A 19423-nucleotide genomic window follows, 5' to 3' on the forward strand; every position below is an offset into this window, starting at 1 on the left:
TGGGTACTACGCGCCGGTTTTTTCGGCGAGCCGGCCGATGTACCAGGCCGAGAATTTTTCGACGAGACCTTCCGTGAACGGCGAATACGGGCCCGGCTCGTACGCGCTGCTGGTCGCGCCGCGCTGCGAGAACTCGACGAGCGCGCGATCCTGGTCGTTGGTCGCGTTCCACACGGCCGTGAGGTTCTTCACGTCGTAGTCGATGCCTTCCTTCGCATCCTTGTGCACGAGCCACTTCGTGCGCACGAGCGTCTTGCCGGCCGACAGCGGGATCACCGAGAACGTCACGATGTGATCGCTCATGAAGTGGTGCCACGAGTTCGGCTGCGTCCAGAACGACAGCCCGCCGAGGTCGGCCTTGTCGAAGCCGCCGAGCAGCTTCTTCGACGCGACCTTCGCGTCGAGCGTCTGCGATTCGCCGTGGCGATCGAGCGGCAGGCGCTGCGTGCGGAAACCCGTCACGTCGAGCAGCTTCTCGATCTCGGCGGACGGCAGGCCCATCTCGGCCCACTCCTTGCCGCGCCGCACGCAGGTTTCCGCAAACGCATCCATGCCTTCCGCGTTGGCGTCGGAACGCTGGTAGCCGAAACCGTATTCGTACAGCGAGATGGTGAGCTCCGGATGGTTCGCGACGCAGTGATAGCACTCGCGGTTGTTCTCCATCGTGAGCTTCCAGTTGCCTTCCTCGATGATGTCGATCTGCGCGGCGATCTTCGTGTTCGGCAGGTCGTGCGGCAGCAGGTACGGCTCCATCTCGGCGCGCAGCTGCGCGAAATCGACCGGCGGCTCGTCGGCGAGGCAGATGAAGATCAGGCCCGCGAGGTTCTCGACGTGCACCGACTTCAGGCTGTGCTTGCAGCGGTCGAACTTCTCGCCCATGTGCTCGGCGAACATCAGCTGGCCCGTCAGGTTGTAGGTCCAGCTGTGGTACGGGCACACGATGTTGCCGACCGAGCCCTTGTCCTCGTTGCACAGGCGCGCGCCGCGGTGACGGCACACGTTGTGGAACGCGCGGATCGCCATGTCGTCGTCACGCACGATCAGGATCGAATCGCTCCCCAGCTCCACGGTCACGTAGTCGCCCGGCTCGGGAATGTCCGGCTCGACCGCCACCTGGATCCAGTGCTGGCGGAAAATCGCCTCCATGTCGAGCGCGAAGATGTCCTCGCTCGTGTAGAACGGCGCTTCGAGGCTGTAACCTTCCTTGCGCCGCTCGATCAATGCACGAATGTCTGCCGATACTTTCATCGTTTGCTCCGGATTCCTTGCATCCCTGGGTTCTTGCCGACAGGCATCAAAATCAGTAGTCGATGAGCTGATGCTCGCGCAAATACGCGAGGATCACTTGTGCTTTTTCGACCGAACTCCCTTCATTTACGACGTTGCCGCCACGGCTTTCGGTCGTCGTCGCGGACAGCATCCGGGCATGCCCGGAGCGCTTCTCGGCGGCGACCAGCTTTACGGGTTTACGCTCGACCGGGCCGACCGTCCACGCAGCCGCGTCGGCGTCCGCGCCGGGCGCCGCGAGCGCCGGCCGGATCGCGCCGGCGCGCAGCCGCGCATACGCATAACGCGGCTCGGCATTCGCGAGCGGGTGGACGGCGACAACGGCCGGCAGTGCCGCGTCCACGCGCCGCCGCAGCCCTTTCGGCAAAAATTGCCGGACCGCCGCACGGCCGCCCTCGACCGTCACGTCGACGGCCGAGCCGACCAGCGGATAGCCGAGCGCCGCGGCGATGCGATACGGCAGCATGCCGGTGTCGTACGCGCCCTCGGCGCGCGTGCCGGTCAGCACGAGGTCGTAGCCGTCGATACGCGCGGCGAGCGCATGCACGGCATCGTCGCCGTCGCGGCAGGCCAGCACCTCGACCTCCCGTGCGCCGAGCGCGAGATATTCGGCAAGCGCCGCATTCGCGGGATCGCCGGCATGGATCACGTCGAGCTTCGCGCGATGCTGCTCGGCGAGCTGGCGGCCGGTTTCGAGCGCGGCCGCGTCGTTGCGGCTGTAGCGCGCGACGCCGCTGACCGGATGACGGCCGACGGACACGAGCACCGCGATGCGTTGCAAGGGACGGGGGGCGTTCATGCGGCGACTCCTTCCGGTTCACGGGTGCCGACCGCGGCCGGCGATTCTCCACGCGCGGCGCGCGCGGCCTGCACCTGCTCGATCAGCGCGGCGATCGTCGCCTGCGCATCGCCCACCACCGTCAGGTTCGCGCGTTTCGCGATCGGTGCGCTGCCGTCGAGGTTCACCGCGATCACGTGGCGGCAGTCCTTGATCCCCTGCAGGTGCTGCACCGCGCCCGAGATGCCGAACGCGATGTACACGCTCGCCTCGACCGTCTTGCCGGTCGCGCCGACCTGCTTGTCGCGCGTGAAGTGACCGTTGTCGACCGCGACGCGGCTCGCGCCGATCGCCGCGCCGAACACGCCGGCCAGCCGCTCGAACGCGCCGATGTCGGATACGCCGTTGCCGGCCGACACGATGAAATCGGCTTCCTCGAGCGCGACCTGGGCCGCGTCGATTTCATCGAGGCCGAGATCGCGATACGGCTGCGCGGCGTCATGGGCCGGGCGGATGAAGTCGGCAGCGAGACGCTCGCCCGCGCCGACGAACGGCAGCTTCGCGTCGACCGCGTTCTGCGCGAGCAGGACCACGTCGGGCAGCGCACGGGTGGCGAAGGCGCGCCCGGCCTGCGCATACGCGCCGACATGCTTCGCGTCGATCTCGACAACGTGGGTCGCGACGCTCGCGCCGGCGGCGGCCGCGTAACGCCGGCCGAGATCGCCGTCGCCCGTCGCGTTGTCGGGCACGAACACGTGTTTCGGCGCGAGTGCGGCCACACAGGCCTGCAACGCTTGCAGTTCGCTTTCGGGATCGAACGCGCGGCGATCGAAGCCGGTCAACTCGAGCAGCTTGTCGACGCCCAGTTCGGCCACGTCGTCCTTCAGTTCGCCGAACGCGAGCAGCGCGACTTCGGTCTGGGCATCGGCGAGCAATGCCGCGGCGGCGATCGCCTGCCGCGAATGATCGTCGAGTGCTCCCCGCTCACCGTGCGCCACCACCAGCATCACGTGCTTCGGGTCCTGCACCGCGCGGCGCGGTTTCGCGGCCGCTGCGCCATGTCCGTGTGCGGACCACTGCGCGGCGTTCGCATCGGCGCTGCCTTCCTCGCCGAGCGTGATGCGCTTCAGGCCCGCGGCCGTGATGATGAACGGCCGGCGCGGATCGATTCGTTTGATCGTGTTCATCGATTCACTCCAGCGAGGCGGCGACGAGTTCGGCCACGTCGAGCACGTCGGGGCGCGGGCCCACGACGCCTTCGAGCATCGCCGTGCAGTTCGGGCAGGCAACCGCGACCACGTCCGCGCCGATCGTGCGCGCGTCGGCGATGCGGATGTCGGGAATGCGCTGCTTGCCGGGGATGTCGGTCAGCGGCGCACCGCCGCCACCGCCGCAGCAGCGGCCGCGCATGCCGTTGCGCTCCATCTCGACGACCTGGATGCCGATCGTCTTCAGCAGCTTGCGCGGCGCTTCCGTCTCGCCGTTGTAGCGGCCGAGGTAGCACGGGTCGTGATAGGTCGTGCGCTTCTCCTGCAGCGCCTCGACGGCCTTCGGCGCGATCTTGCCGCTGTCGGCCAGTTCGGCGAGAAACGTCGTGTGATGCTTGACCGTCACGCGCAGCCCGAGCGCGCGGTATTCGTTGCGCAGGCTGTGCATCACGTGCGGGTCGGCCGTCACGATCTGCTTGTACGACAGCGTGCCGAGCGTGCCGATCAGGCGCTTCGCCATCTGCTGGAACGTCGCTTCGTCGCCGAGCCGGCGTGCGACGTCGCCCGTGTCGGTCTCGGTCGAGCCGAGCACCGCGTAGTCGACGCCCGCCTTGTTCAGCACCTTGACGAACGCGCGCAGCGTGCGCTGGTAGCGCATGTCGAACGCACCCTCACCCGCGACGAACAGCACGTCGACCGGCTTGCCGGGCTGCGCGACGGGCGCGCTCAGGTCGACCGACCAGTCGTAGCGCGCGGCCGTGTCGTAGCCGCCCATCGTGCCCGTCTCGCGCAGGTTCGCGAGCACTTCCTGGCCCTTGCCCGGCACCGTGCCGTGCACCAGCGTGCGGTTGCGGCGCATGTCGACGATCGCGTCGACGTGCTCGATCAGCATCGGGCATTCCTGCACGCAGGCGCGGCAGGTCGTGCACGACCACAGCGTCTGCTCCTCGATCAGGCCGGACACGATCGGGCCGTTCGGCTCGCCGCGATGCTGGCCGACCGCGAGGCCCGGCGAAGGACTGCCCGCGTATGCCGCATCAGTGCCGCCCGCCATCCCGACGACGAGATCCTGGATCAGCTTCTTCGGGTTCAGCGGCTGGCCCGACGCGAACGCGGGGCACGCGGCTTCGCACTTGCCGCACTGCACGCACGCGTCGAAGCTCAGCAGCTGGTTCCAGCGGAATTCGACCGGCTTCTCGACGCCGTACTCCTGATGCTCGATGTCCGGCAGTTTCAGCGCGGTCGGCGGCGTGGCCGTGCCGTTGCCGGTGAACGATTCACGGGTGGCCGCGAAGCGTTCCTGGCGCGGGTGGAAGGCAAGGTGCAGCAGGCCGGCGATCGCATGCTTCATCGGGCCGCCCTTCGCGGCGCCGACCGTCATCGTGAATGCGCCGACGCCGATCAGCACCGCGCAGAGCACCGCGAACGCGCCCGACATCGCGCCGGTCGGCACCAGCATGAACAGCACGAGGCCGAGCGCGAACGAGCCGAGCAGCCAGGGCAGCGTATTCCACGGGCCTTTCGACAACCGTGCGGGCACGTCCTTCGCCGCGCGCCGGCGCCACACGAACACCGCACCGACCAGCATCGCGAGCGCCGCGAGGAAGATCAGCTTGTCGAGCCACGGCGAGTAGATCGCGAGGCCGTAGTTGATGAACACCAGCGCGAGCGCGCCGATCGCGCCGCCGGCCGTCGCGACGTGGGTCTTCGCGATGTACGGATCGCGGGCGACCACGTGGTGCAGGTCGACGAAATAACGCTTCGGGATCGCGAACAGGTTCGCGACGCCGAACGCGCCGGGCGCCGTGGCGCGGCCGAGCCGCCAGTATGACGAGCGCTTCGCGACCGCGAACGCGAGCCCCGCCACCGACAGCCACAACAGGGCGGTAATGAGGAAGGACGGGTTCATCGTTTAGAAATCCTTCACGAGACGCAGCGAGTCGTAGATCGCACCGTGGACGTTGTGCATCGAGATGCAGTCGCCGACACGGAACAGCAGGAAACGGCCGTTGCCGAGTTCTTCCGACAGGCACGGCTGCGGCTCGGCCGCGAACAGCGTGTGCGGATCGATCTGGCCGCGGTTCACCGATTCCGGCTTGAGCTTCCAGTACAGCTCGTCGTTCGGCGACGAACCGTTCTCGATCACCACCTGGTCGACGGCGCGTTCTTCGAGTTCTTCCGTGTACTCGTTGCGCAGCACGGCGATCAGCTTGCCGTCCTCTTCATAGACGCGATCGAGCATCGTGTTCGGCGTCGGGATCACGCCGAACGCATACAGCCGGCGATAGAAGATCGGGAACGTCGTGCCGCCGCAATCGTCGGCGACCTTCACGTCCGGCGTGACGACCTCGACCTTCGAGCCGCGGCTCGCCATGAAGTCGGCCACGCCCGCGCCGGCATGCGTGCTCACGCCGTCGAACAGCAGCACGTTCTGCTTCGGCTCGACCTTGCCGGTCAGGATGTCCCACGAGCTGACGGCGAGGCCCTCGGCCACGCCCCAGCCCGGCACCTGCCACGTGAAGCTCGACCCGCCGGTGGCGAGCACGACGATGTCCGGCTTCTCGGCCATGATCATCTTCTCGTCGGCGGCCACGCCGAGGCGGCGATCGACGCCGAGGCGCTTCGTTTCCATGTCGAACCAGCGGATGATCCCCGACATCTGTTCGCGCTGCGGCGCCTTCGCCGCGATCATCACCTGGCCGCCCACTTCGGCGTTCTTCTCGAACAGCACCACGTCGTGGCCGCGCAGCTTCGCGACACGCGCCGCCTCGAGGCCCGCCGGGCCCGCGCCGACCACCACGACCTTGCGTTTCGGGCCGCGCGACTTCTCGATGATGTGCGGCATCGTCGCTTCGCGCGACGTCGCGGCGTTTTGAATACACAGCACGTCGAGGCCGTTGTACTGGCGGTCGATGCAGTAGTTCGCGCCGACGCACTGCTTGATTTCGTCTTCGCGGCCGTCGCGGATCTTGATCACCATGTGCGGATCGGCGATCTGCGCGCGCGTCATGCCGACCAGGTCGATCATGCCGGTCGCGAGCAGGCGCTCGGCCTGGCCCGCGTCGCGGATGCTCTGCGCATGCATCACCGGAATCTTCACGACCGACTTGATGCCGGCCGCGAGGTGCACGAACGGCTCCGGCGGCAGTGCCATCGGCGGCATGCAGTTCGCGATCGTGTTGTGCGTGTCGCCGCCCGAGCCGACCACGCTCAGGTAATCGATCAGGCCCGTCTCCGACATCGCCTGCGCAATTTCCTTCAGCGCTTCGTGATCGAGGCCGTCCTCGTGGAATTCGTCGCCGCACATGCGCAGGCCGACGCAGAAATCCTTGCCGACCGCCTCGCGCACGGCCGTCAGCACTTCGATACCGAAGCGCAGGCGGTTTTCCAGGCTGCCGCCCCATTCGTCGGTGCGGTGGTTCGAACGCTTGCTCCAGAACTGGTCGATCAGGTGCTGGTGGGCGGCCGAGATTTCGATGCCGTCCATGCCGGCCGCCTTCACGCGCTTCGCGGCCGCCGCGAAATCGCCGATGATGCGGCGGATTTCCTCGATCTCGATGATCTTCGCGTTACCGCGGTGCACGGGTTCGCGCACGCCCGACGGCGACATCAGGTGCGGCCAGTGCTCGCCGTGGAACGACGAGCGGCGGCCCATGTGCGTCGCCTGGATCATGATCTTCGCGCCGTGCTTGTGCATCGTGTCGGCGAGACGCGTGAGCGGATCGATGATCTTGTCGGTCGACAGGTTCACTGATTTCCACCAGCCCTGCGGGCTGTCGATCGACACCGGGCTCGACCCGCCGCAGATCGCGAGGCCGACGCCACCCTTCGCCTTCTCTTCGTAGTAGCGGATATAGCGGTCGCCCGGCAGGCCGCCCGGCTCGGCATACACCTCCGCATGCGCGGTGCTGACGATCCGGTTGCGCAGCGTCAGCTGGTTCAGCTGCATGGGTTTGAACAGGTGGGAATAACGCATCGCTGGCGACCTCTGGCGTTCGAATGTCTCGTGTTGCGGGTGTTGTTCTGCTTCAGTGAATCAATGCGTCAGTGCGCGATCGGCGACACTTCGAAGATGCAGTGGTCGTGATGCTCGGCCGCGCACTGCACTTCCTTCGAGAACGCGCGCGGCGCGCCCTTGCCTTCCGGCGTCGTGTCGTTGACCCAGTCCATCGCGCCCGCGAACCAGCCCGCGAACATGTAGCAGAGCTTGCCTTCCTTGCCCGGCTGCTGGAGCACGAACGACGAGTGGCGCAGCTCGATCTTCGCGCGCGCGCTGGCCGGATCGGCCTCGATGATCGAGAACAGGCCCCAGCCGCGCTGCGACAGGCGCTTCAGGTAGTGCTCGAACACGGCCATGCCGGTCAGGCCGTGCAGCTTCGCTTCCTTGTCGCACCAGTGGTAAGCGGACTTGTAGCCGGCCTTGTAGAGGATCTCGGCATACGCTTCGACGCCGAGCGCTTCCTCGACCGCGACGTGGTTGTTCGTGAAGAAGTGGCGCGGCACGTACAGCATCGGCAGCGCGTCGGTGGTCCAGACGCCGGTATCGGGATCGACGTTGATCGGCAGTTGCGGTTGCATCGTGGTGACTCCGTGAGGAAATGGGTCGCGCGGCTCAATGCGCGGGCGCGACATCGTCCGCGTGCCCGCGCGGCTTGCGCGGGCACGTCCCGATTTTTGTTGTTGAATCGCTGCGGGTGAGGCGGTCCGGCGTTCGCGGCGCTTACGCGCCCCACACGTCCTTGAACACGCGCACCCAGTTTTCGCCCATGATCTTGCGGATGCGCGACTCCTTCCAGCCGTGGCGTTCCATCGCGGCAGTCAGGTTCGGGAATTCGCCGATCGTGCGGATGCCGTCGGGGTTGATCACCTTGCCGAAGTTCGTCAGCTGGCGATAACGACCCTTGTCATGCGTGAGCATGTCGAAGAATTCCTTCGCGTAGTCCTGCGTGAAATCCGTGCCGATGCCGACCGCGTCCTCGCCGATCAGGTTCACGACGTAGTCGATCGCCTCGATGTAGTCGTCGATGTTCGCTTCGATCCCGCGCTTCAGGAACGGCGCGAACATCGTCACGCCGACGAAGCCGCCCGCGTCGGCGATCTCCTTCAGCTGTTCGTCGCTCTTGTTGCGCGGATGCTCCTTCAGGCCCGACGGCAGGCAGTGCGAATAGCACACCGGCTTCTTCGAGAACGCGATCGCTTCCGACGACGTGTTGCCGCCCACATGCGACAGGTCGACCATGATGCCGACGCGGTTCATCTCGGTGATCACTTCGCGGCCGAAGTCCGACAGACCGCCGTCGCGTTCGTAGCAGCCGGTGCCGACCAGGTTCTGCGTGTTGTAGCAAAGCTGCACGACGCGCACGCCCATGTCGGCGAACGCCTCGATGTAGCCGATGTTGTCCTCGAACGCATGCGCGTTCTGGAAGCCGAGGATCACGCCGGTCTTGTCTTCCTTCTTCGCGCGGAAGATGTCTTCCGTCGTACGCACCAGCGTCAGCAGCTCGCTGTTGTCGCGGATCTTCTTCTTCATCACGCCGATGTTGTCGACGGTCTTCGTGAAGTTCTCCCAGACCGACACCGTGCAGTTCGCGGCCGTGATGCCGCCGCGGCGCATGTCTTCGAACACGGGCTTCTCGAACTTCGAGATGTTCAGACCGTCGATGATGATGCTGTCTTGATGCAGCGTGCTCATGAGTAGCTCCAGTATTGTCGGGTCGGTCGGATCAATAGATCGGGAAGCGTTCGCACAACGCGAAGATCTCGCGGCGCACGCGCTGTTCGGTGGCGTGGTCGCCTTCCGGGTTCGCGCGCAGCGCGTCGAACACTTCCAGGATCAGGCGGCCCACCTCGCGGAACTCCGCGACGCCGAAGCCGCGCGTGGTGCCGGCCGGCGTGCCGAGGCGGATGCCCGACGTGACGGTCGGCTTCTCGGTGTCGAACGGAATGCCGTTCTTGTTGCAGGTGATGCCCGCGCGCTCCAGCGCCTGTTCGACCGGTGCACCCTTCAGGCCCTTCGGGCGCAGGTCGACCAGCAGCAGGTGGTTGTCGGTGCCGCCGGTCACGAGATCGACGCCGCCCGCCTTCAGCACTTCGCCGAGCGCCTGTGCGTTCGCGAGCACGTTGTCGATGTAGGTCTTGAAGTCCGCGTGCAGCACTTCGCCGAACGCCACCGCCTTGCCGGCGATCACGTGCATCAGCGGGCCGCCCTGCAGGCCGGGGAACACGGCCGAGTTGATCTTCTTCGCGATGTCCTCGTCGTTGGTCAGCACGAAGCCGCCGCGCGGGCCGCGCAGCGTCTTGTGGGTGGTCGACGTGACGACGTGCGCATGCTCGACCGGGTTCGCGTGGCGGCCCGCGGCGATCACGCCGGCGATGTGCGCCATGTCGACCATCAGCTTCGCGCCGACGCTGTCGGCGATCGCGCGGAAGCGCGCGAAGTCGAGCGCGCGCGGGTATGCCGAGAAGCCGGCGATGATCAGGTTCGGCTTGTGTTCGTGTGCGAGCGCTTCGACCTGGTCGTAGTCGATCAGCATCGTGTCGCGGTTCACGCCGTACTGGACCGCGTTGAACCACTTGCCCGACAGCGCCGGCTTCGCGCCGTGCGTCAGGTGGCCGCCGGCATCCAGCGACATGCCGAGCACCGTGTCGCCCGGCTTCGCCAGCGCGAGCATGACCGAACCGTTCGCCTGCGCGCCCGAGTGCGGCTGCACGTTCGCATAACCGGCATTGAAGATCTGCTTGACGCGCTCGATCGCCAGCGCCTCGACTTCGTCCGCGAACTCGCAGCCACCGTAGTAGCGCTTGCCGGGATAGCCTTCCGCGTACTTGTTGGTCAGCACCGAGCCCTGCGCCTCGAGCACGGCTCGCGACACGATGTTTTCCGACGCGATCAGCTCGACCTGCGACTGCTGACGCTCGAGTTCCTTCAGGATGGCGCTGCGCACCGGCGCGTCGCGCTCGGCAAGGGACTGCGAGAAGAAAGGCTGGGTGTTCGACATAGTGCGTCCGTGACGAAGAATAAGGGGCTGAAACCGAAGCTCAAGGCCCGCCCTGCCTGGGTTTCCCGCTCGTCCCGTACAAGGCTGCCGACGGCTCTATTCTTGTCGTTCGGATTTTCGGCGGATTGATGAATTTAGACGCGTTCTTTGCCTTTTCCGCCATCCGCGTCCGTTTTATACAAGTGACCGGTCGTGCTTTTTCGGATGACCAAGCAAATCGCCGTCGACGGTTCACCTATGAACAGGCACGCCGTCGGTGCGATTGCCGCCCGGTCGGGGTGCACTCCGTCACGAATACGGTGCAGTGCAGCATGCGGCTTTCAGCCATACAACGTATGGAGCTAGGGTTTAGCCGTATGGCACGCTTGTTGCGCTGGCTCACACAATACCGCAGCCCGATCCGTGCCCCGGGCCTATAGCTATTAGAGATTTCAGGAAGCTCCCCATGTCCCCCGACCGCACAGCGTCGCTGTCCCACTTCGCGTTCATGCCGTTACCGAATTTCACGATGATCGCGTTCACCAATGCGATCGAGGTGCTTCGGATGGCGAACTACCTGAGCGGCCAGCCGCTCTACCGCTGGTCGGTCATCAGCCCGGAAGGCGGCCCGGTCACAGCGAGCAACGGCCTGACGGTCGATACGGGCCCGGCCGAATGCGTGGGGCAGCCCGACATCGTGTTCGTGTGCGGCGGCGTCGACGTGCAACGCGCGACCACGCCCACCCATCTGTCGACGCTGCGCCGCTTCGCACGCGCGGGCATCCCGCTCGGCAGCCTGTGCACGGGCACGTATGCGCTCGCGAAGTCGGGGCTGCTCGCGGGCTACGCGTGCGCGATCCACTGGGAGAACATGTCGGCGCTGAAGGAGGAGTTTCCGGATACGCGCTTCCTGAAGGAACTGTTCGTGATCGACCGCGACCGCATCACGTGCACGGGCGGCGTCGCGCCGCTCGACATGATGCTGAACCTGATCGCCGCGCGCGTGGGCACCGCGCGCGTCACGCAGATCGCCGAGCAGTTCATCGTCGAACACGTGCGCGACACGAGCGCGCAGCAACGCATGCCGCTCGTCGCGCGCCTCGGCTCGGCGAACAAGTCGCTGTTCGAAGTGATCTCGCTGATGGAGAACAACATCGAGGAGCCGCTGTCGCGCGAGGAGCTCGCGCGGCTCGCGAACATGTCGCAGCGGCAACTGCAGCGCCTGTTCCGCGAACACCTCGGCATGACGCCGACGCACTACTACCTGACGCTGCGGCTGCGCCGCGCGCGCGAACTGCTGCTGCAGACCGACATGTCGATCATGCACATCACGATGGCGTGCGGGTTCCAGTCGGCGTGCCATTTCAGCAAGAGCTATCGCGACGCGTTCGGCGTCGCGCCGACCCGCGAACGCCGCAAGCAGGTCGCGCCGCTCGCGCAAGGTGCGGCGAGCGCCAGCCCCGCCTTTCCGGCGCACGTGCTGCATGCGTGAGCGTCGCTGCGATTGACGCATAAAAAAAACGGCCTGAAAAGGCCGTTTTTTTCTTGCGCTTACGATCCCCACACCTGCATTTCGTACAGCGAGTAACCCCACTGCGTCGCGCGTTTCGTGCCGAGCATCCGCACGTAACGACCGCTGCCGTTGAGATTCGGCAGCGTGACGTGGGTATATGAACCGCCGTTGCTCGTCGAATAGATCGTCGTCCAGTTGACGTTGTCGTTCGACGTCTGGATCTGATAAACGAGCGCGCCCGCATCCCAGTACAGATCGACGTGATCGATGCGCTTCACCGCGCCGAGATCCACGGAGATCCATTGCGAACCGGCACCGGCGCCTTCCGGCGAATCCCAGCGCGTGCCCGTGGTGTTGCCGTCGAACGCCTTGTCCGGCGTGAGCGACGCGTTGTAGCTCGCCGACGCGGCGGCCGGATGCCCCTGCGACAGCAGCACCGGCTGCGCGCCGGCCGGGCCGCCGTAATAGCTCGCCCCGAGCTTGGCCTTCGTCGTGTCGGCATTCACGCCGAATTGCGACAGGCTCCAGCGCTGGCCGGTCGTCACGTCACCGACGTAGAGCTGATAACCGCCCGCCGTCGTCGACGAGAAGAACACGTAGTTCGTGCCGTTCACCGGAGCCGGATCCGAGTTGTTGCTCACGCAGTCGTTGATCGGCAACGCGTTCGGCGTCGATGCCGGGTCGGCGGTCTTCGTATAGATCTGGTCGGCCTGGCCGCTGTCTTTCCAGCGCGCGTAGAACACCATGCCGTCCGCACGCACGATCGGGTAGTACGTCTGCAGCCCGGCCGGATTGTCGAACGTCGCGGTCGCGCCGGTCGCGAGCGTGCGCTTCATCAGCCCCATGTTCGCGCCGGTGCCCGTCGCGTAGTACACGGCGCTCGAATCGGGCGCGAGATACGGCATCGAATACTCGGCGCCGGCCGGCGCGTTCGTCAGGCTCACGACCGACGTGAACACCGGGCCCGCGCTCGTGTACGACAGCGTCGCCTGCTTGACGTCGCCGTTCTGCTTGAACACGAGCGTCTTGCCGTCGGCGCTGAACTTCGGATCCTCGTTGCGCGTGGCACCCGTGCTGTTCGTCAGGTTGACGGGCGGCGTGCCGGCGCCGAGCTGCAGCATGAACACGTTCCATGCGCCGTTGCTGATGCCCATGAACGCGAGCCACTTGCCGTCGGGGCTGAACACGCCGTTCATCGGATCGGTGATACCCCACGTGCTCTTGCTCAGTTGCGTCAGCGTATGGGCCGAGAAGTCGTAGAGGAACAGCTGGCTCGTGCCGTCGCCGTACTTCACGTAGCTGTGGTAGACGAGCTTGCCGGTGAGTGTCGCGGGGAACGTCGCGTTCGGCTGGGCGGCGGGATTGCTGATGCAGGCGGCCGTTGCGATGCCGCTCGACAGGTTGAGGGCGATGCCGGCCACGAGGCCGGCGACGAGAGTCTTCAATTTCACGCTGAATGTTTCCGGGCAAGGTTGTGACGCCGCAGAAAAGGTCCCGCGCAGGATGTGCGCGGGCCAGGAGTCCGCCGTCGGGCAGCGTCGATTCCGGTCGGTCGGACATCGGGAACGCGGATTGCTCGAGAGCATGCCGGCTTGTCAGACGAAAGAAAAGAATCAGAGCCCGGCAAAAACATGCGGATCAGCAATTGGGGGCGCGCTTGCACGCGACGGGTGCCGTGCTACTCTTTTTTCGGCAAGGCCCCGATCGGGCGGAGGGCTGGCATGAAGCGATACGCTGTGCTCGCACGAACGATCGCCGACGCAATCCACCGCGGCGACCTGCCGCCCGGTGCGCGCATCCCCACCGTGCGCATGGCCTGCCGCGTGTATGGCGTGAGCCCGTCCACCGTGTTTCGCGCGTATTACGCGCTCGAAGGCGAGGGCCTGATCGTCGCGCGGGCGCGATCCGGTTATTTCGTTGCGAACCTCGAAGACAAGCACGTGCGGTTCGCCCGCGATCCGCCGCGCAAGCCGGCCGCCGAGACGACCGGCGGCGACGATGTGCTGTTCCGCCTGCTCGACTCGCTCAAACGCGACGAGATCGTTCCGCTCGGCTCGGCCTTCGCCAGTTATTCCCTGTTCCCGATGAGCAGCCTGTGGCGCGCGATGGCGTCGGCGGCCCGCAACATGGATCGCACGGCGCTGCTGTCCGGCTTGCCGCCCGGCTACGACACGCTGCGCCGCCAGATCGCGCTGCGCTACCTGAACGCAGGCGCGGCGTTGCCGATGGACGAGATCGTCATCACGACCGGCGCGCTCGAAGCGCTGACGCTCAGCCTGCAGGCACTGACCCGCCCGGGCGATATCGTCGCGATCGAGCGTCCGGCATTCCACGCGGCCCTCGACGCCGTGCAGCGCCTGCACCTGAAGGCCGTCGAGATTCCGGTCGACCCGCGCACCGGCCTCGATCTCGATGCGCTCGAAACGGCGCTCGACACGCATCCGGTGCGGGCATGCTGGTTCATGACGTCGTTCCACAACCCGACCGGCGCGACGCTGACCGACGAGCGCAAGCGCGAGCTGATCGACCTGCTCACGGCGCGCGGCGTACCGCTGATCGAGGATGACGTCTATGGCGAGCTGCATTTCGGAACGGCACCCACGCGCCCGGCCAAACTGTATGACGACAGCGGGCTCGTCCTGCATTGCGGTTCGTTCTCGAAATGCCTCGCGCCCGGGTTCCGGATCGGCTGGGTCGCGGCCGGACGTTACGTGCGGCAGATCCGTCAGGCAAGAGGCGTGAGCGCGCCGGCGGCCGACGTGCCCGCGCAGATGGCGCTTTCGAACTACCTGCGCGACGGCGCGTACGACCGCTTCCTGCGCAAGCTGCGCCGCAATCTCGCCGCGCACCAGGCGCAGATGCTGGCGGCCGTGCGGACGTATTTTCCGGACGGCACCGAAGTGTTCGCGCCGCGCGGCGGGTATTTCCTGTGGATCGAACTGCCGCCGCGCGTCGATGCGATGCACCTGTTCGACGATGCGATGGAAAACGGCGTCAGCATCGCGCCGGGGCCGATCTTTTCCGCAACCGGCGGATTCCGCCGCTTTCTTCGGCTCAATTACGGCCGGCCGTGGACACCGGCCGTCGAGCACGCGATGGAGACCATCGGGACGCTCGCGGCCCGGCAGCGGCAGGACGGATAGCACGAAACGTGCACGTCGCGATGCTCCTTTTTGCGCATTGCGTTTCACGCGCAGGCAGCCAAGAATGAAGCGGAAGGTAACCGCGGAAGAACGTGCTCCGCCCACCCGACGTCACGGAGAATCCCATGAGCACCGCATGTGCACGACCGTCGGCGATGCACGCGCCGCCGGATTCCGGCTCGGGCCGATCGGTTGCCTTGCAGGAAAGCGTCATGTCGACCGGCGAACGTTCGCCTCGTTGACGGCACCTGCCCGCTTCCGGCGATGCGAGTCCTGCCCAACCGGACGTTCCGCGCACGCGACGACTGGCGCGCGATCCTGAACGCGCGAGCCGACGCGCGGCGCACTGCCCGCTGCCGCTGCAGGGAATGCGGCTTCGTGGCCTTCCGCGCGCTCGAGCACTGCCCCGTTTGCGGCCAGTGGGACTGGCCGTTCGATCCGGTTCGCCGCACGCCGGACGACGCGCGCACCCCGCACGCGGTGCAGCGCTTCGATACGTGGTCGTCGCGCGTCACGCGGACGCTTCGCAACGCGGCGTTCCGGCGGCCGCGCGCATCGAGCGCGCCGATCCTGAGCATCCTGACGCTCGTGCTGCTGGTCGGCGGCTACGTGATGGTCGACCGGTCGTGCAATGCCGATCCGGTCTGTCGCGGCTCGAAGATATCGGGCGCGGCGACGAGCGATGCGGGTGCGTACGTGTCGAACGATCCCGTGCTGCCGGTCCTGCCGGCGCCCGCCTATCCGTTTCATTCGACTGATGGAACCCAGGTGGCGGCCGCGCGACAGCGCAGCCCGGACGTCGGCGAAGCCGCCGGACGAACCACGGTCGCGCGGGCCGCGCCGGCCAACCGTGCACCCGATCGGCCGCATGCCGCCGCCACGGTTCGGGTGGCCGACCTGAAAGCCGGTCGCAATGCCGCGCATCGCGCCCGCGTTTTCCACCGAGTGAGCGCGCACACCGCACACACCGCGCGTGCGCGACGCACCACCACCGCCAGCAATACGCAACTCGCCCAGCTCTATCGCGGCCACTGAGCGCGTACACGCAATCCGTGCGCACGCTTGCGTCGATTCATTTTTCTAAACCGCCCCTCGCAAAACCTCGTTTGCGCCGCGACGCATGCGTGACGTTCAATGGGTCATTCGCCCGCGCCGGCGCGTATCGCGTTCCGGCCGCTCACCCGATCCACCGAACGGAGCCGTCGATGAATGCACTACAGCTCGTGACCCTTGCTGCCATCTGGGGCGCGTCCTTCCTGTTCATGCGCATGGGTGCGCCGGAATTCGGCGTGGTTCCGCTGATCGCGCTGCGCGTCGCGATCGCGGCCGTGCTGTTGTCGCCGGTGCTGCGCAACGCGCAAGCGCGACAGGAATTCCGCTCGCACGTCGTGCCGCTGTTCGTCGTCGGCATCGCGAACTCGGCGCTGCCGTTCTGCCTGCTGACCTACGCGGCGCTGTTCGTGACGGCCGGCACCGATTCGATCCTGAATGCGACGACGCCGTTGTGGACCGCGATCGTCGCATTCGCATGGCTGCGTACACCGCTGACGAGACCCCAGGCGATCGGCCTCGCGCTGGGCTTTGCCGGTGTCGTCGTGCTCGCCGGTTCCGCGGTCGGCGCCGGCACGCCCGGCGCACCGCGCGCGATCGCCGCCGCGATGCTCGCGACGCTGTCGTACGGGTTCGCCGCGCATTACTCGAAGCGCAAGCTGGCGAATGTCAGGCCGTTCGTGTCGGCGTTCGGCAGCCAGTTGTTCGCGACGGTCGCACTCGTGCCGCTCGCGCTGCCGATGTGGCCGCACGGCCCCGTTCACATGTCCGCATGGATCGCGGTGGTGCTGCTCGGCGCGATCTGCACGGCCGTCGCCTATCTGCTGTATTTCGGGCTGATCCGCAACGCGGGCGCGCAATATGCGGCGTCGGTCACGTTCCTGATCCCGATCTTCGGTGTCGTATGGGGCGCGATCTTCCTGCACGAGACGATCACCGTGCAGACGGTCGCCGGCTGCGCGATCATCCTGCTCGGCACCGCGCTCGCAACCGGTAAGCTCAAGGGGTTCGCAACCGCCGCCGTGCGCGGGTCACGCCAATAGATCGCGCGGGCCGTCGTCGCCACTGCCGATCTCGCTCGCGAGCCATTCGCGGAATGCGGCGATCTTCCACTCGTGCCGGCGCGCTTCGCTGCACACGACGTAATAGGACAGTTCGGTCGGCCAGGGCCGCGCGAGCACGCGCACCAGCCGGCCGGCCGCGACTTCGTCCCGCGCATAGATGTCGCGCACCAGCGCCATGCCCTGCCCGGCGACCGCCGCCTTGATCAGCAGCGCATCCTCGCTGAAGCTCGCGCCGCGCGGCGCACGGGCATCCTCGATTCCCTGCGCGCGCAGCCACAGCGCCCAGTCGGCGCGGTCCGCGTCCTGCAGCAGCGGATACGACAGGCAGTCGGCCGGCGTGGCGATCGGGCGGGCGGGATCGAGCAGTTGCGGGCTGCAGACGGGCCACAGCTCGGGTGTCCAGATGCGGAACGATGCATGCCCGGGATAATGGCCCAACCCGTGCCGGATCGCGACGTCGACATAGTCGCGACGCAGGTCGACCAGTTGCGCGCGTGTTTCGACGGTGATTTCGATTTCGGGGTATGCGGCATTGAACGCGCCGAGGCGCTGCACGAGCCACGTGTTCGCGAAGGAGGCGGTGGTCGTCACGGCGAGGCGGACGATGCGCCGATGGGCACCGTGCACGTTCGCCCATGCGGCCTCGATCTCGTTGAAGCCGCCGGCGAGCTGATCGAACAGCGCGCGGCCCGTGCCGGTCAGCTCGAGCTCGCGGCCGGTGCGCTCGAACAGGCGCACGGCAAGGCGATCCTCGAGATTGCGGACATGCTGGCTGACGGCGCCCGGCGAAATGCAGAGCTGGTCGGCCGCCTGCTTCATGCTGCCGCAGCGCGCCACTTCGACGAACGTGTGCAACGCGGCGAGGGGAAGTGACTTGGCCATTCGTGGATGCGGCGCCGGGCGGCGGCGGCGATGGGTCGGGAACGGGCGACGATTATCGCAGCAATTCCGTGCGGCCGGGATCGGCGGTGCGCAAGCGTTCCGGCCCGCGCGATACCCACGCGCTACCCGCGCGCAACCTGCCCTTCCCCGTGCTTCCTCAGCAAAAACGGGCGACCCGTTTCCGGTGCCGCCCGTTTTGCGTGACGCGCTGCGCGCGTCGGACGCTAGCGCGTCACGCCGCCAGCAACCCGTGCGGATCGATGACGAATTTGCGCGGTGCGCCGCCGTCGAACTTCTTGTAGCCTTCCGGCGCCTGGTCGAGCGAAATCACTTCGACGTTGACGATCTTCGCGATCGGCAGACGGTCGAACAGGATCGCCTGCATCAGGTTGCGGTTGTACTTTAGCACCGGCGTCTGACCCGTGAAGAACGAGTGCGACTTCGCCCAGCCGAGGCCGAAACGGATGCTCAGGCTGCCGTGCTGCGCGGCCTTGTCCTTCGCGCCCGGATCGTCCGTCACGTACAGGCCCGGGATGCCGATCGCACCGGCCGGCCGCGTGATTTCCATCAGCGAGTTCAGCACCGTGGCCGGAGCCTCTTCCGCGTGGCCCGACGAGCCGTGGCCGTGCGCCTCGAAGCCGACGCAGTCGACCGCGCAGTCGATCTCGGGCACGCCGAGAATCTGCTCGATCTGCTCGCCGAGCGACGCGTCCTTCGACAGGTCGACCGTCTCGAAACCCATCGCCTTCGCGTGCGCGAGGCGTTCCGCGTTCATGTCGCCGACGATCGTCACGGCCGCGCCGAGCAGGCGTGCCGATGCGGCCGCCGCCATCCCGACCGGGCCCGCGCCCGCGATATAGACCGTCGAGCCCGGCTTCACGCCCGCGCTCACCGCGCCGTGATAGCCGGTCGGCAGAATGTCGGACAGGCAGGTCAGGTCGCGGATCTTCGCCATCGCCTGGTCGCGGTCCGGGAATTTCAGCAGGTTGAAATCGGCATACGGCACGAGCACGTACTCGGCCTGGCCGCCGATCCAGCCGCCCATGTCGACGTAGCCATAGGCGCCGCCGGCACGCGACGGGTTCACGTTCAGGCACACACCCGTATGCGTGTCCTTGCACATCGCGCAGCGGCCGCAAGCGACGTTGAACGGCACCGATACGAGATCGCCGAGCTTCAGCGTTTCGACGTCGCGGCCGATCTCGACCACCTCGCCCGTGATTTCGTGACCGAGCACGAGGCCGACCGGCGCGGTCGTGCGGCCGCGCACCATGTGCTGGTCGGAACCGCAGATGTTCGTGCTGACCACTTTCAGGATCACACCGTGGCCGATCGCGCGGCCGCTCGGATCGACCATCTTCGGATAATCGATTTTCTGGACTTCGACCTGGCCCGGTCCAAGATAGACGACACCTCGATTGCTGCTCATCGTATTGTCTCCATGTCTCGTTGGTGGCGCCGCGGCGCGCCGGCGCCATCCGGCGCACGCGCAACGTGCTGTTCGAGAGTAGTCCCGGAGGC

General features: G+C 66.8%; 15 protein-coding genes. 4 read left to right on the forward strand and 11 right to left on the reverse strand.

Annotation, left to right across the window (positions count from 1 at the left end):
• Nucleotides 1-6: 6 nt before the first annotated feature.
• The 8 genes from AB3K92_RS20245 to AB3K92_RS20280 all read right to left on the reverse strand — a co-directional run bounded on the left by AB3K92_RS20245 (nucleotide 7) and on the right by AB3K92_RS20280 (nucleotide 10271).
• Nucleotides 7-1248, reverse strand: a complete 1242-nt coding sequence (locus AB3K92_RS20245) for an SRPBCC family protein (protein WP_021160637.1) — start codon at nucleotides 1246-1248, stop codon at nucleotides 7-9.
• 52 nt (nucleotides 1249-1300) lie between these two features.
• Nucleotides 1301-2086 (reverse strand): electron transfer flavoprotein subunit beta/FixA family protein, encoded by a 786-nt coding sequence (locus AB3K92_RS20250; RefSeq protein ID WP_060349666.1) that lies wholly within the window; start codon nucleotides 2084-2086, stop codon nucleotides 1301-1303.
• Complete coding sequence (locus AB3K92_RS20255; RefSeq protein ID WP_369465697.1) at nucleotides 2083-3252, reverse strand: electron transfer flavoprotein subunit alpha/FixB family protein; 1170 nt, start codon at nucleotides 3250-3252, stop codon at nucleotides 2083-2085. The genes AB3K92_RS20250 and AB3K92_RS20255 overlap by 4 nt, the downstream gene beginning before the upstream one ends.
• Before the next feature lie 4 nt (nucleotides 3253-3256).
• Entirely contained in the window at nucleotides 3257-5182 is a 1926-nt protein-coding gene (locus AB3K92_RS20260) for a (Fe-S)-binding protein (protein ID WP_059494909.1), read from the reverse strand.
• 3 nt (nucleotides 5183-5185) lie between these two features.
• Entirely contained in the window at nucleotides 5186-7249 is a 2064-nt protein-coding gene (locus AB3K92_RS20265) for an FAD-dependent oxidoreductase (protein ID WP_369465698.1), read from the reverse strand.
• 68 nt (nucleotides 7250-7317) lie between these two features.
• Nucleotides 7318-7851, reverse strand: coding sequence for a DUF5943 domain-containing protein (locus AB3K92_RS20270; protein ID WP_021160632.1), 534 nt, complete (start codon nucleotides 7849-7851; stop codon nucleotides 7318-7320).
• Between the two features lie 142 nt (nucleotides 7852-7993).
• Nucleotides 7994-8965 (reverse strand): dipeptidase, encoded by a 972-nt coding sequence (locus AB3K92_RS20275; protein ID WP_021160631.1) that lies wholly within the window; start codon nucleotides 8963-8965, stop codon nucleotides 7994-7996.
• Nucleotides 8966-8996: 31 nt separating this feature from the next.
• Nucleotides 8997-10271, reverse strand: a complete 1275-nt coding sequence (locus AB3K92_RS20280; protein ID WP_048026434.1) for a serine hydroxymethyltransferase — start codon at nucleotides 10269-10271, stop codon at nucleotides 8997-8999.
• A gap of 445 nt (nucleotides 10272-10716) precedes the next feature.
• Here AB3K92_RS20280 and AB3K92_RS20285 point away from each other — a divergent pair, with 445 nt between their 5' ends.
• Nucleotides 10717-11742, forward strand: a complete 1026-nt coding sequence (locus AB3K92_RS20285) for a GlxA family transcriptional regulator (protein WP_059677179.1) — start codon at nucleotides 10717-10719, stop codon at nucleotides 11740-11742.
• Between the two features lie 59 nt (nucleotides 11743-11801).
• Here AB3K92_RS20285 and AB3K92_RS20290 read toward each other — a convergent pair whose 3' ends face one another.
• On the reverse strand, nucleotides 11802-13214 hold the full coding sequence (locus AB3K92_RS20290) for a discoidin domain-containing protein (protein ID WP_226203833.1): 1413 nt from the start codon (nucleotides 13212-13214) through the stop codon (nucleotides 11802-11804).
• A gap of 270 nt (nucleotides 13215-13484) precedes the next feature.
• Between AB3K92_RS20290 and AB3K92_RS20295 the strand changes: the two genes are divergently transcribed.
• The 3 genes from AB3K92_RS20295 to AB3K92_RS20305 all read left to right on the forward strand — a co-directional run bounded on the left by AB3K92_RS20295 (nucleotide 13485) and on the right by AB3K92_RS20305 (nucleotide 16999).
• Nucleotides 13485-14906 (forward strand): PLP-dependent aminotransferase family protein, encoded by a 1422-nt coding sequence (locus tag AB3K92_RS20295; protein ID WP_369465699.1) that lies wholly within the window; start codon nucleotides 13485-13487, stop codon nucleotides 14904-14906.
• 264 nt (nucleotides 14907-15170) lie between these two features.
• The gene (locus AB3K92_RS20300; RefSeq protein ID WP_060222313.1) at nucleotides 15171-15941 is read left to right on the forward strand and encodes a hypothetical protein; all 771 of its coding nucleotides are present in this window, start codon (nucleotides 15171-15173) and stop codon (nucleotides 15939-15941) included.
• Between the two features lie 170 nt (nucleotides 15942-16111).
• A complete protein-coding gene (locus AB3K92_RS20305) occupies nucleotides 16112-16999 on the forward strand; it encodes a DMT family transporter (RefSeq protein ID WP_369465700.1) in 888 nt (295 codons plus the stop codon).
• On the opposite strand, the gene AB3K92_RS20310 is transcribed toward AB3K92_RS20305, so the two are convergent.
• Together AB3K92_RS20310 and fdhA are read right to left on the reverse strand one after the other, a co-directional pair.
• Nucleotides 16988-17902 (reverse strand): LysR substrate-binding domain-containing protein, encoded by a 915-nt coding sequence (locus tag AB3K92_RS20310; RefSeq protein ID WP_369465702.1) that lies wholly within the window; start codon nucleotides 17900-17902, stop codon nucleotides 16988-16990. The two genes, AB3K92_RS20305 and AB3K92_RS20310, sit on opposite strands and share 12 nt — an antisense overlap.
• A gap of 232 nt (nucleotides 17903-18134) precedes the next feature.
• Nucleotides 18135-19331, reverse strand: coding sequence for a formaldehyde dehydrogenase, glutathione-independent (gene fdhA, locus AB3K92_RS20315; protein WP_027789739.1), 1197 nt, complete (start codon nucleotides 19329-19331; stop codon nucleotides 18135-18137).
• Between the last annotated feature and the right edge of the window lie 92 nt (nucleotides 19332-19423).

Source organism: Burkholderia sp. Bmkn7, from assembly GCF_041103175.1.
Lineage (GTDB): Bacteria > Pseudomonadota > Gammaproteobacteria > Burkholderiales > Burkholderiaceae > Burkholderia > Burkholderia cepacia.